The organism is Microbacterium oxydans, assembly GCF_000956525.1.
GTDB lineage: Bacteria > Actinomycetota > Actinomycetes > Actinomycetales > Microbacteriaceae > Microbacterium > Microbacterium oxydans_A.
Genome location: NZ_JYIW01000023.1, coordinates 206447 through 219574 on the forward strand (window position 1 = coordinate 206447; position 13128 = coordinate 219574).

Here is a 13128-nt window from a genome sequence, read left to right on the forward strand (position 1 = left end):
GTCTCCGTCTGAAGCGACTCGATAGTAGCCGTTGGATGTCGATTCTGGCAACGGCATTCCCATCTTGCGTATGCACGCATACCGTGAGGGGCATCAACAGAAAAAGGAGTCCGCATGTCTGCGAAAGCCCCCACCGCTCCTGAATTCGAATCTGCAGGCACTGACGCCACTCCCGAGGAGAACAGCGCTCCTGCCGAGGCTGTGTACGAGCGCGTCGACCTCGACCGCTACGTCGTGCTGAGCGACGGGCCTGTCGGCTACGTTGAATGGGTGTCGCCAGTCTTCGTCTGCTACTTCGGCAGCCCATATCTGAACTCCGAGGAGATCGCGCAGACGCACGATTTCCATGACGCCGTGCAGGTCGTGCTCGATCGCGCCGCTGCTGTGCGCCTGCGGAAGCGCGCCCTGTGAGCCACGAAGTGTGGCCCGGTTCGCCGTACCCCCTCGGGGCGACCTTCGACGGACAGGGCACGAACTTCGCCCTGTTCAGCGAAGGCGCCGAACGGGTCGAGCTCTGCCTCTTCGACGAGGACGGCTCCGAGGAACGGGTGCCCCTGACCGAGTTCGACGCGTTCGTCTGGCACGGCTTCCTGCCGTCTGTGCAGCCAGGACAGCTCTACGGCTACCGCGTGTACGGACCAGACAAGCCGACAGAGGGCAAGCGCTACAACCCGCACAAGCTGCTGCTCGACCCCTACGCCAAGGCGGTGTCCGGCCAGATCGAGTGGGGTCAGTCGCTGTTCGGCTACGACTTCGGCGACCCCGATTCCCGGAACGAAGAGGACTCCGCCGCCGCGATGGTGAAGGGCGTGGTGATCAACCCGTTCTTCGAGTGGGCCGGCGACCGACTGCCCAAGACCCCGTATGCGCAGACCGTGATCTACGAGTCGCACGTGAAGGGCCTCACCTTCCGGCATCCTGACATCCCCGAAGAGCTGCGCGGCACGTACGCCGGCATCGCGCACCCGGCGATCATCGAGCACCTCGTGCACCTGGGCATCACCGCGATCGAACTCATGCCGGTGCATCAGTTCGTGCATGACTCCACGCTCGAAGAGAAGGGGCTCTCGAACTACTGGGGCTACAACACCCTCGCCTTCTTCGCCCCGCACAGCGAGTACTCGTCGAGCGGCAAGCTCGGCCAGCAGGTGCAGGAGTTCAAGGCCATGGTTCGTGCCCTGCACGCGGCGGGCATCGAGGTCATCCTCGACGTCGTCTACAACCACACGGCAGAGGGCAACCACCTCGGCCCGACCCTCTCGATGCGCGGCATCGACAACGAGGCCTACTACCGCCTCGAAGAAGACCGCCGCTACTACACCGACTACACCGGCACCGGCAACAGTCTCAACGCCGGCAGCCCGCACGCGCTGCAGCTCATCATGGACTCGCTGCGCTACTGGGTGACCGAGATGCACGTCGACGGTTTCCGCTTCGACCTCGCCTCGACGCTGGCCCGCGAGTTCTACGACGTCGACAAGCTCTCGACGTTCTTCGAGCTCGTGCAGCAGGATCCGGTGGTCTCGCAGGTCAAGCTGATCGCCGAGCCGTGGGACGTCGGGCCCGGCGGCTACCAGGTGGGCAACTTCCCACCGCAGTGGACCGAGTGGAACGGCAAGTACCGCGACACCGTGCGCGACTTCTGGCGCGGAGAGCCGCAGGCGCTCGGCGAGTTCGCGTCGCGCCTCACCGGCTCGGCCGACCTGTACGAGCACTCCGGTCGCCGGCCGGTCGCCTCGATCAACTTCGTCACCGCGCACGACGGCTTCACGCTGCGTGACCTCGTGTCGTACAACGAGAAGCACAACGACGCGAACGGCGAAGACAACAACGACGGCGAATCGCACAACCGCTCCTCCAACATGGGGGTCGAGGGTCCGACCGACGACGAGTCCATCAACCGGGCGAGGGCTCGGCAACAGCGCAACTTCCTCGCGACGCTGCTGCTCTCGCAGGGCGTGCCGATGATCTCGCACGGTGACGAGCTGGGCCGCACACAGGGCGGCAACAACAACGGCTACGCGCAGGACAACGAGATCACCTGGGTCGACTGGGATGCCGCCGACCACCCGCTGATCGAGTTCACGGCGGCGGTCACCCGGCTGCGTCGCACGCATCCGACCTTCCGACGCAGTCGCTTCTTCGACGGTCGACCGGTGCGCGCCGAAGACGGCGAACGGATCCCCGACGTGGTCTGGCTGCGACCGGATGCGGTGCCGATGGCGCCGGAGGACTGGGACTCGGGCTTCGGGCTCTCCGTCGGCATGTTCCTGAACGGGCACGGCATCCGCGAGAAGGATCTGCGGGGCCGACCGGTCACCGATCAGAACTTCCTCGTGTACTTCAACAGCGGTGACGAGGCGGTCGACCTCACCCTGCCGGACGACCGCCACGGCGACAGCTGGCAGATCATGATCGACACGGCAGGCGAACGCGGCAACGAATCCGCGGTGCCGGCTGGCGACAGCATCGAACTGCAGGCCAAGTCGCTGCTGGTGCTGTGCGAGGCCGAACCCGTCGAGATCGTCGTCGACGACTCAGTGAACGCTTCGCTGCGGGTGCAGAGCGAGCAGTCCGTCCTGTCTGCGCCAGCGCCGACCGCGGAGCACCGCGCATGACCCGGCGACCCGTCTCGACCTATCGCCTGCAGATCCGCGCCGGATTCACGCTCGACGATGCGGCCGCAGTCACGCCGTACGTGCGCGAGCTGGGTGCGTCGTGGGCCTACCTCTCGCCGCTGCTCGCTGCGACGCCGGGATCGGACCACGGGTACGACGTGGTCGACCACTCGCGCATCGACGAGAGTCGCGGCGGCGGGGCGGGACTCCGGCGGTTCGCCGAGGCTGCGCGTGACGAAGACCTCGGCATCCTGATCGACACCGTCCCGAACCACGTCGGCGTCTCGGTGCCGCGCGAGAACCCGTGGTGGTGGGATGTGCTGCGCCTTGGCCGGGCATCTCGGCACGCCGTCGCATTCGACATCGACTGGCGACTCGGGGCTGGCAAAGTGCGGCTGCCGATCCTCGGGTCGGTTCCCAGCGCCGCGATCGACAACGGCGAATTCGTGGTCGACACGACCCCGGCTGCGGATGCTCCGGACGGCACGCTGTCGTACTTCGAGCACGTGCTGCCGCTCGCACCGGGCACCGGCGAGCTGGCCGGCGACGTGTCTGCGCTGCTCGCCGCCCAGAACTACGAGCTGCGCTTCTGGCAGGACCAGAACGCAGAGCTCAACTACCGCCGCTTCTTCGCGGTGTCTGAGCTCGCCGGCATCCGCGTCGAGCTGCCGGACGTCTTCGCCGAGTCGCACCACGAGATCGTCCGGTGGCTCACCGAGGGCCTTGCGGATGGCCTGCGCGTGGACCACCCGGACGGACTCGCCGACCCCGGCGCGTACCTCGACCAGCTCGCCGACGTCACCGCCGGCGCGTACACGCTGGTCGAGAAGATCCTCGAACCCGGCGAGGCGCTGCCCTCGTGGTGGCGCACCGACGGCACCACCGGCTACGACGCACTTGCCGAGCTGGACCGGCTGTTCGTCGATGCAGACGGCGTCGAGGCGCTCACGCAACTGGATGCTCGGCTCCGTGCCGACACCGGACTCGACGAGGCCCTGGCATGGCCCGACCTGATCCGCTCGACCAAGCGCATGATCGCCGACACGTTGCTGCAGTCCGAGGTGCGACGCCTCGTGCGCACGCTGCCGCACGGCGTGGTCGCTGCCGAAGACGCGCTCGCCGAGCTCGCAGCGTGCTTCCCCGTCTACCGCTCGTACCTGCCGGCCGGGCGCGAGCACCTGGATCACGCGTTCGCCGAGGCCCGGCGACGTCGCCCCGACCTCGCCTCGACCTTCGACGAGCTCGAGCCGCTGCTCGCCGATCCGGAGACCGAGGTGTCCGTGCGGTTCGAGCAGACCAGTGGTGCCGTGATGGCGAAGGGCGTCGAGGACACCGCGTTCTACCGCTTCACGCGCTTGGGCACGCTGACAGAGGTCGGTGCCGACCCGTCCATCACCTCGCTCTCGGTCGAGGAGTTCCACGCGGCGCAGGAGCGGCGCCTCGCAACCTGGCCGCACTCGATGACGACGCTCTCGACGCACGACACGAAGCGCTCGGAAGACGTGCGCGCTCGGCTCAGCGTGCTGTCGGAGATCCCCGAGCGGTGGTCCGAGGTGCTCGGCGAGCTGCGCGCGATCGCGACGACCGGCCACGGTCCGTTCGACGCCCTGCTCTGGCAGGCAGCGGTCGGCGCCTGGCCGATCGACCAGGACCGGCTGCTCGCCTACGGGCTCAAGGCCGCGAGGGAAGCCGCGGAGTCGACGACCTGGCAGCATCCGGATGCCGACTTCGAAGCCGGTGTCGAGGCGATCGCGGAGGCGTCGAACGGTGCGGCCCGCGAAGTGCTCGACCGCTTCGTCGCGGAGATCGTCGATGCCGGCCGCTCGAACTCGCTGTCGGCGAAGCTGCTGCAGATCGCCGGCCCCGGTGTGCCGGACGTCTATCAGGGCACCGAGCTGTGGGATCACTCCCTCGTCGACCCAGACAACCGCCGCCCGGTCGACTTCGCCGAGCGTGCTCGCATGCTGCGCCTCCTCGACCGGAATGCCGACCGTGGCGACCTGCCGCCGATCGACGACACCGGCCTCGCGAAGATGCTGGTGACCTCGCGCGCGCTGCGGCTGCGACGCGACAACCCCGAACTGTTCCAGGTGTACCGGCCGGCTGCCGCGATCGGTGCAGCATCCGATCACGTCGTCGCCGTCGACCGCGGCGGTGTGACCGCCGTGGCCACCCGCCTTCCCGTCGGGCTCGCGAGCCGGGGCGGATGGGGCGAGACGCAGCTGGTACGACCGGACGTCTCCGCGATCGACGTGCTGACCGGCCGTCGCATCGAGCCGGGCCCCGTGCGGCTCGCCGAACTGCTCGACAGGTACCCGGTCGCACTGCTGGTGGAGGTCCGATGATCGAGGTGTGGGCGCCACGCGCCGAACGTGTGCGGATTCGACGGCTGACGGATGCCGGGGCGACCGTCGAGGACCGCGAGCTCACCCGCTCGCCGGCGCACCCCGACGGCGACGGCTGGTGGCAGGCCGAGGTCGACCTCGCCGACGGCGAGCGATACGGATTCCTGCTGGACGACAGCGACGACCTGCGCCCCGACCCTCGGTCGCCGCGTCAGCCCGACGGCGTGCACGGAGCATCCGCCGCCTTCGACGCCTCGGTCCACGACTGGAACGACACCGCCTGGACCGGCCGCCCGCTCGCGGGGGCCGTCATCTACGAACTGCACATCGGCACCTACACGCCGGACGGCACGCTCGACTCGGCGATCGAGCGACTCGACCACCTGGTCGATCTCGGCGTCACGCACGTCGAACTGCTGCCGGTCAACGCCTTCAACGGCGAGTGGAACTGGGGCTACGACGGCGTGCTCTGGTACGCCGTGCAGGAGTCGTACGGGGGACCCGCCGCCTACCAGCGCTTCGTCGACGCGGCCCACGCCCGTGGGCTCGCCGTGATCCAGGACGTCGTGTACAACCACCTGGGCCCGAGCGGCAACTACCTGCCCGAGTTCGGACCGTACCTGCGTGACGGCGACCGCAACACCTGGGGCGACTCGATCAACCTCGACGAGCCCGCAGTGCGCGAGTACATCATCGAGAACGCGCTGCGCTGGATGCGTGACTTCCACGTCGACGGTCTGCGCCTCGACGCGGTGCACGCGCTGCGTGACGAACAGCCGAGCCACATCCTTCGCGAGCTGGCGCAGCGTTCCGACGCGCTGTCGGCGCAGCTGAACCGTCCGCTCAGCCTGATCGCCGAGTCCGACCTGAACGATCCGACGCTGATCCTGCCGCGCGAAGCCGGCGGGTTCGGTCTCACGGCGCAGTGGTCCGACGACTGGCACCACGCCGCGCACGTCGCGCTGACGGGCGAGGTCGAGGGATACTACGCAGACTTCGCGGCGGATGATGCCGTGGTCAAGGTGTCGGAGCGAGGGTTCTTCCACGACGGCTCGTACTCGTCGTTCCGCGGTCGTCGTCACGGCGGACCGATCCCGGCGACCGTGCCCGGCTGGCGCCTGGTGACGTTCGCGCAGGACCACGATCAGATCGGCAACCGGGCTGCGGGCGACCGGCTGTCGGCCACGTTGTCGCCCGAGCGCCTCGCCGTCGCGGCCGTGCTCACGCTGACCGCACCCGGCACCCCGATGCTGTTCATGGGGGAGGAGTGGGGAGCATCGACGCCCTGGCAGTTCTTCACCTCCCATCCGGAGCCCGAGCTCGGCCGTGCCACCGCCGAAGGGCGCATCGCCGAGTTCGCCAGGATGGGCTGGGACCCGGCGACCGTGCCGGACCCGCAGGACCCCGACGCGTTCGCGCGCTCGCACCTCGACTGGGCCGAGCTCGATGCCCCGGCGCATGCCGAGCTGCTGGCGCTGTATCGCTCGCTGACCGCGCTTCGGCGCGAGCGCCCTGAGCTCACCGATCCGGATATGACCCGCACGGTGGTCACAGTGACCCCGGCCGGCGCCGAACCCGATGCCCGCGCGTACCGGATCGACCGAGGCGCGTGCTCGGTGCTGGTCAACCTGACGGCTGCACCGGTCGAGTTCGACACGATCGCCGACGCCGTCGTGCTGCTCTCGACCGCCGAGGTGCAGCACACCGGGAAGCGCCTCACGCTGCCAGTGGACTCGGCCGCCGTGGTCGGGCCGCCGCTCGCCTGAGCACGGTCGCCGTGGCGGACACGGCGACCCGCGCACCGACGCCAGATGAGAAGCTAGAAGGATGAGCGTTTCCCCTGCCGTCGACGTGCTCGCCCCGCTGAGCGAGGACGAGGTGCGGCGCCTCCGTGCAGACTTCCCGATCCTGCAGACCGAGGTGAACGGGCATCCGCTCGTCTACCTCGACTCGGGAGCCACATCGCAGCGTCCCTTCGCCGTGCTCGACGCCGAACGCGAGTTCGCGAGCACCATGAACTCCGCCGTGCACCGCGGAGCGCACACGCTCGCTGCCGAGGCCACCGAACTGTTCGAAGACGCTCGCGCCACCGTCGCCCGTTTCATCGGCGCCGATGACGACGAGGTCGTCTGGACCTCGAACGCCACCGAGGCCATCAACCTCGTCGCGTATTCGCTGTCGAACGCCTCGGTCGGACGAGGGGGACCGGCCGCCGAGCGTCTCCGGCTGCATGAGGGCGACGAGATCGTCACGACCGAGATGGAGCACCACGCCAACCTCATCCCGTGGCAGGAGCTCGCCGCACGCACCGGTGCGACCCTGCGGGTGATCCCGCTCGACGACCACGGTGCCCTCCGCCTCGACGAGGCTGCGCGGTTCATCACCGAGCGCACCAAGCTCGTCGCCGTCACCCACGTCTCCAACGTGCTCGGCGTGATCAACCCGGTCGAGCAGATCGTCGCGCTCGCGCGGACCGCCGGCGCACTCGTGCTGCTCGACGCGTGCCAGTCGGCGCCGCACCTGCCGCTCGACGTGCGGGCGCTCGACGTCGACTTCGCCGTGCTCTCCGGCCACAAGATGCTCGGTCCGACCGGCATCGGCGCGCTCTACGGGCGCCGCGAACTGCTCGAGGCCATGCCCCCGTTCCTCACCGGCGGATCGATGATCACGACCGTCACCACCACCCATGCCGAGTACCTGCCGCCGCCGCAGCGCTTCGAGGCCGGCACGCAGCGCGTCTCGCAGGCGATCGCGCTCGCCGCCGCCATCGACTACCTGACGGCCGTCGGCATGCCGCGCATCGCGGCGCACGAGGCCGCCTTCGGGCACCGTCTGGTCGACGGACTCGGCGCGATCGACGGCGTCCACGTGCTCGGCGCCGGTATCGACCTGCCCAGGGCCGGGCTCGCGAGCTTCGACATCGCCGGCATCCACTCGCATGACGTCGGTCAGTTCCTCGACGACCGCGGCATCGCGGTGCGCGTCGGTCACCACTGCGCCCAGCCGCTGCACCGGCGGCTCGGCATCACCTCGTCCACCAGGGCGAGCACCTACCTCTACACGACTGAGGCCGAGGTGGATGCCGTGATCGACGGCGTCGCAGCGGCCATCGACTTCTTCGGAGTGCGAGCATGAGTTCCGGCGACCTGCAGAACCTGTACCAGGAGCTCATCCTCGACCACTCGCGCACCCCGCACGGCTTCGGTCTGCGCGACGAGATCGCCGCGCAGTCGCATCAGGTGAACCCCACCTGCGGCGATGAGGTCACCCTGCAGGTGCACCGCGCAGCCGACGGTTCCGTCGAGGCGATCGCCTGGGAGGGGCACGGCTGTGCGATCTCGCAGGCCTCTGCCTCGCTGCTGGCAGAGCTGGCCGAGGGGCTCACGGTGCCGGAGCTCGAAGTGCGGATCGACGCGTTCCGCGAGGCCATGCGCTCGCGCGGCAAGATCGAGCCCGATGAGGAGCTGCTCGGTGACGCTGCGGCCCTCGGCGGCGTCTCGCGGTATGTGGCCCGCGTGAAGTGCGCGATGCTCGCGTGGGTCGCGGCGGAAGACGCCCTGCGGAAGTCGGCCTGAGGGTTTCGAGTCGGTCGGCCGCAGGGCACGGATTCCGTGTCGGTTCGTGTCGTGTCGGGGAATACTCGCGAGCATGCGGCGTTGAGCCCAGACATGACTACTCTCGGAATCATCGGTGCAGGACACATCGGCTCGCAGGTCGCTCGCGCGGCCGTCGCGCAGGGCTACGACGTCGTGATCGCGAACTCGCGCGGGCCTGAGACGCTCGCAGCGCTCGTCGACGAACTCGGCGAGAAGGCGAAGGCGGCCACCGCGGCAGAGGCGGGTGCGGCAGGCGACGTGGTCGTGGTGACCGTGCCGCTGCGCGCACTCGACCAGGTGCCGGTCGAGCCGCTCGCGGGCAAGATCGTGCTCGACACCAACAACTACTACTTCGAGCGCGACGGCCACATCGAGGCGCTCGACAAGGGTGAGACGACCACGTCCGAGCTGTTGCAGCAGCACCTGCCGACATCGAAGATCGCCAAGGCGTTCAACCACATCAAGGCATCCGACATCACCACCGACGGCACCCCGGCCGGCACCGAGAACCGCCGCGCACTCGCGACCGCTGGCGACGATGCAGAGGCCGTCGCGTTCGTCACTCGGCTGTACGACGAGATCGGGTTCGACACCGTCAACATCGGACCGCTGAGCGAATCCTGGCGCGTCGAGCGCGACCGTCCGGCCTACGTGGTGCGGCAGAACGCGGCCGAGCTCGAGGCCAACCTCGCGATCGCGAACCGTCTGCCCTGATCGGCGGTGACGTTCGAGGGGGAGGATGCTTCGGCATCCTCCCCCTCGCCATGTCACGATCGGGTGCGCAGATGGCATACCAAATTGGCGAACGTTCACGCCGAGTGCAAGAATGCGTGCATGGCTGAGGCGGGGTTGGCCGGCGAACTCGAGTCGGTCAGAGTGACGCGCATTCTGCGAGATGACATCATCTTCGGCAGACGCGCGCCCGGTTCGCGACTCATCGAACGCGATCTCGCCGCCGAACTCAACGTGTCGAGGCTTCCGGTGCGTGAGGCCATCAGGGCGCTCGTCGGCGAAGGAGTGGTCGTCGCCCGACCGCGTACCTGGGCCGTCGTCCGACAGTTCACCCACCGTGACATCCAGGACTTCGCCGAAGTGCGCGAGGCGATCGAGACGCTCATGTTCGTGTTCGCCGCCGAGCGCCACGACGAGGCGGGGATCGCGCGGCTGCGTGCGGCATACCTGGCCGAGCTCGACGGGGCGACCGTCGGTGACGGAGACGCCGCCAGAGCCGCAGCGGCCGACTTCCATGCGATCGCCGGCGAACTCGCCGACAACGACATGCTGAGCGAGTTGCTCGGGGTGTTCTTCACACGCCTTCGCTGGTTGTTCGGGCAGCACGACGATCTGCTCGCCATGGCGGAAGAGCACCGCGTCATCTTCGAGGCGATGGAGGACCGCGACATCGAGCGCGTTCGGGCTCTGATTCCGCGGCACCTCGCACTCGGGCAGGCCGTCGCCGCACGCCGCCTGATCAGCAGCGATTATCAGATCTGACGCCTGGCGCGGGCGGCCGGAGTAGCGGTCGAGGCAGCGCGCGTATATATATTGGGCGTATCGGAATCGTTCCGGGTCTGACGCGATGTGCTGGGGAGCGAGATGCGAGGTCTTGCTGTCGCCGTGGGAAGCCTGCTGCTGATCGGCGGGGTGGTGCTCGTCGTGGTCGCCGACCAGGAGCGACTCGCCGCGATCGAGGCGGTCCGCGCGCAGGTCACGCAGGTCGAGCAGCGCCTCGACGTCGCGCGTGCGCAGAACCTCGATCTCGCCGGTTCCCTCACGGCCCTCCGTTCGAAGATCGCGCAGCAGGATGCCGAGATCGCCGACTCGACGGGATTCCTGCAGTGATGCGACGGGTGATGGCACTCACCGTGACCGCAGCCGTGCTGCTCTCGGCCGCTGTGGCCGCACGTGCCGAAGGCCTCGAGAGTGATCGCGTGGCCGTCATCGCCGAGTTCACAGCGCTCGCCGACACCACGCGAACCGCGCAGCAGCGCACCGACTACCTGCGCGGAGCGCTCGAGCGCGCAGAGGACGACACCGCGGACCGAGCGGCCGTGCTGGCGGTGCGCCCGGCGTTCCTCGCCGAGATCGAAGCACTCCGCACCGCGCTGACGACGGCCACCGGCAAGGTCGACACCGCCGCGCATCTCGCGGCGGCGCTCTCGGCGCAGCAGACCGTGCTGGCGGAGCAGGTCGATCCGCAGGTCGTGACCAATGCGACCGCCACGGTGCACGCCCTCACCGAGAAGGTGAACGAAGAGGTGACGACGTGGCAGGCCGCGCAGATCGCGCGCAGCGCCGGTCCCGGCGGTCCCGCGTACACGACGAGCGGACCGGATGGCTACGCCAGGGTCCGCGCCGCGCTCGATCTGGTGGGTGGCGGTGGGATCGGGCTCTACGAGTCGCCGTCCTGCCGCGGCGGCAACGCCGCAGCCTGCGCCAACAGCAACGGCTACATCAAATACCGCGCCGACATCGCCGGGTGGAGCTCCGACCGGCTGAACTGGGCGATGGCTCACGAGCTCGCGCACATCTACCAGTTCCGGGTCTGGGGTGCGCTGACGTCGTCAGGCACGTACTCGTCGATGTTCGGCGGTGACCCCGAGTTCCTCGCGAACTGCATGGCCGTGGTGCGCGGCTACCCCGGGAATCAGGGGTGCAATGGCGACCAGCAGGCCTGGGCATCCGGTATCTGGGTCGGCGCCGTCCGCTGATCCGGCCGTGCCTCAGCGAGTCGGTGTGGTCGTGTCGACGGCCTCGCGCAACGGTCCGCGCATCGCCCGCCAATAGGCGACGGGAGCGAGGCGCACGAGCACATCGACGAGCCGTGCCTCCCGCCCGACCATGGTCCTGGCGCGGCGGCGCTTCGTCGCGCGGACGATGCGTGCCGCGGCATCCGCCGGCTCCGTGTGGTACATCGCCGCCTGCGCCGATGCCGCCCGGGCGGCGACGGCCGGATCGATCGCCGCGGCGTAACGTCCGTGCAGGATGATGCCGGTGCGCACCCCGGCCGGGTAGATCGCGCCGACCGTGACCGACGAGCCCTCGAGCTCGTGCCGAAGGGCCTCGGAGAACGCGCGGACCGCGAACTTGCTCATGGCATAGGGGATGCGTCCGGCGGGGGCGGCGAGCGCGTAGATGCTCGCGAGATGGGTGATGTGCGCCCTCGGCGCCTGGCGCAGCGCCGGCAGCAACGCCTTCGTGATCGAGACCGTGCCCCACACGTTGACGTCGGTCAGCCAGCGCATCTCCTCCATCGTGAGCTGGTCGAGGCTGCCCAGCATGGATGAACCGGCGCAGGTGATGAGCGCGTTGATGCCGGGATGCGCGGCGACGATCTCGGATGCGGTCGCGAACACCGCCTCGTCGTCGCGGAGATCCACGACATGCGTGGTCACCGTCGTGCCCGCCTGGAGCTCTGCGGCGACGGCTGCGAGTGCTGTCGCGTTGTGGTCGACGAGCGCGAGATGCACCCCTTCGGCGGCGAGCTGGCGGGCGATGGCCGCGCCCATTCCACTCGCGGCTCCCGTGATCACGGTCGTGCTCCCGGTGAGGTCGAGGCGCATCGTTCCTCCTCCTGGCGCGCGTCGTCGCGCGCCGTCTCCGCAGTGTCGGGCCGGGTGCGGAGATCCCGGTTTCTCCTCCATTGTGACCCACGCCGGACGCGATTGATACCGGTACGCTCTCAGAGAGGGAGGTTTCGGTGGGACGGACTGCGGATGCCATTGCTGAAGGCGTTGCGATAGCGACCGCTGCCGCGCGCCTGGCCGTCAAGAACCACATCCTCATCGGCACGATCGCCGAGAACGGGGTGTTCGACACCGACAAGTACGTCGACGACGCGCGCGAGGCGCTGCGGGCGATGGCCGAGGAGTCGGAGGCCGCCGCCGAGAACGTCACCGCGCTCCGCAAGCGGGCCAGAGGCCGACACTCCGACCCATCGGGCACGCACGACTACCGCGACCGCGATGTGCGCAACCTCCGTCGCCGCGCCAAGCAGTCGGCCGGCGTCGCGGCGCGACTGCGCGACGTGATGCAGGACCCGAAGCAGCTCGGCGTGATCGTCGAAGAGGCGCGCGAGGCCGCGTGGGCCGACGTGCGCCACAACCTCGACCGTCGACTGCGTGTCGAGGGCATGCGTCCGGATCAGGACCCCGATTACGACCGCATGCGCGATGCGCGGATGCAGGCGCTGCGGCTCGTCGATCTGCAGGCGCTGTCGTCGCAGCAGCGCGCCAAAGCCAAGCGGACGAAGAAGCAGAAGGCCGCCGAGAAGGCCGACTGAGGCCTCGTTTCGCTTTCGCGTCTCGACTGTTGTAGGCTGTTCTACGGCCCGCTGAGCGGTCCAGGAGCGCCCGTAGCTCAATGGATAGAGCATCTGACTACGGATCAGAAGGTTAGGGGTTCGAGTCCCTTCGGGCGCACAGTAGTTGAAACGGCATCCACTTCGGTGGGTGCCGTTTCTGCGTTCGTGCCCTTCCTCCGCGAGGGGTCGATACACGCCGCGCCCGAGCCCGCTCGCGCGGCGTGTATCGACCCCTCACGGGAGGGGCGGGACGGGAGGGGGGGGAG

The 13128-nt window shown here is 69.0% G+C and carries 12 protein-coding genes and 1 tRNA gene; 12 read left to right on the forward strand and 1 reads right to left on the reverse strand.

Annotation, left to right across the window (positions count from 1 at the left end; translation table 11 throughout):
• Window positions 1-114 precede the first annotated feature (114 nt).
• The 10 genes from RS83_RS08390 to RS83_RS08435 all read left to right on the forward strand — a co-directional run bounded on the left by RS83_RS08390 (window position 115) and on the right by RS83_RS08435 (window position 11270).
• The gene (locus RS83_RS08390) at window positions 115-411 is read left to right on the forward strand and encodes a hypothetical protein (RefSeq protein WP_045279045.1); all 297 of its coding nucleotides are present in this window, start codon (window positions 115-117) and stop codon (window positions 409-411) included.
• Window positions 408-2618: a glycogen debranching protein GlgX gene (gene glgX, locus RS83_RS08395; protein ID WP_045279046.1), complete on the forward strand. Its 2211-nt coding sequence runs from the start codon at window positions 408-410 to the stop codon at window positions 2616-2618. The genes RS83_RS08390 and glgX overlap by 4 nt, the downstream gene beginning before the upstream one ends.
• Entirely contained in the window at window positions 2615-4963 is a 2349-nt protein-coding gene (treY, locus tag RS83_RS08400; RefSeq protein ID WP_045279047.1) for a malto-oligosyltrehalose synthase, read from the forward strand. The genes glgX and treY overlap by 4 nt, the downstream gene beginning before the upstream one ends.
• Window positions 4960-6729, forward strand: coding sequence for a malto-oligosyltrehalose trehalohydrolase (treZ, locus tag RS83_RS08405; protein ID WP_045279048.1), 1770 nt, complete (start codon window positions 4960-4962; stop codon window positions 6727-6729). The genes treY and treZ overlap by 4 nt, the downstream gene beginning before the upstream one ends.
• Window positions 6730-6790: 61 nt before the next feature.
• Complete coding sequence (locus tag RS83_RS08410) at window positions 6791-8098, forward strand: cysteine desulfurase (protein ID WP_156153160.1); 1308 nt, start codon at window positions 6791-6793, stop codon at window positions 8096-8098.
• A complete protein-coding gene (sufU, locus tag RS83_RS08415; RefSeq protein ID WP_045279049.1) occupies window positions 8095-8538 on the forward strand; it encodes a Fe-S cluster assembly sulfur transfer protein SufU in 444 nt (147 codons plus the stop codon). Before RS83_RS08410 ends, sufU begins: the two co-directional genes overlap by 4 nt.
• Window positions 8539-8619: 81 nt before the next feature.
• Window positions 8620-9273: an NADPH-dependent F420 reductase gene (locus RS83_RS08420; protein ID WP_269429883.1), complete on the forward strand. Its 654-nt coding sequence runs from the start codon at window positions 8620-8622 to the stop codon at window positions 9271-9273.
• A 120-nt stretch (window positions 9274-9393) separates the two neighbouring features.
• Window positions 9394-10053 (forward strand): GntR family transcriptional regulator, encoded by a 660-nt coding sequence (locus RS83_RS08425; protein WP_045279051.1) that lies wholly within the window; start codon window positions 9394-9396, stop codon window positions 10051-10053.
• A gap of 102 nt (window positions 10054-10155) precedes the next feature.
• Window positions 10156-10401: a hypothetical protein gene (locus tag RS83_RS08430; protein WP_045279052.1), complete on the forward strand. Its 246-nt coding sequence runs from the start codon at window positions 10156-10158 to the stop codon at window positions 10399-10401.
• Between the two features lie 11 nt (window positions 10402-10412).
• Window positions 10413-11270: a hypothetical protein gene (locus RS83_RS08435; RefSeq protein ID WP_231587746.1), complete on the forward strand. Its 858-nt coding sequence runs from the start codon at window positions 10413-10415 to the stop codon at window positions 11268-11270.
• A gap of 12 nt (window positions 11271-11282) precedes the next feature.
• Here the strand turns inward: RS83_RS08435 and RS83_RS08440 are convergent, their stop codons facing one another.
• Window positions 11283-12122 carry an SDR family NAD(P)-dependent oxidoreductase gene (locus tag RS83_RS08440; RefSeq protein ID WP_045279054.1) on the reverse strand — a complete coding sequence of 280 codons (840 nt, stop codon included), beginning with the start codon at window positions 12120-12122 and terminating at the stop codon, window positions 11283-11285.
• A gap of 137 nt (window positions 12123-12259) precedes the next feature.
• Here RS83_RS08440 and RS83_RS08445 point away from each other — a divergent pair, with 137 nt between their 5' ends.
• Both RS83_RS08445 and RS83_RS08450 read left to right on the forward strand, forming a co-directional pair.
• Window positions 12260-12841 (forward strand): asparagine synthase, encoded by a 582-nt coding sequence (locus RS83_RS08445; RefSeq protein ID WP_082071584.1) that lies wholly within the window; start codon window positions 12260-12262, stop codon window positions 12839-12841.
• A gap of 66 nt (window positions 12842-12907) precedes the next feature.
• A tRNA-Arg gene (locus RS83_RS08450) sits at window positions 12908-12980 on the forward strand.
• The last annotated feature ends 148 nt before the right edge of the window (window positions 12981-13128 follow it).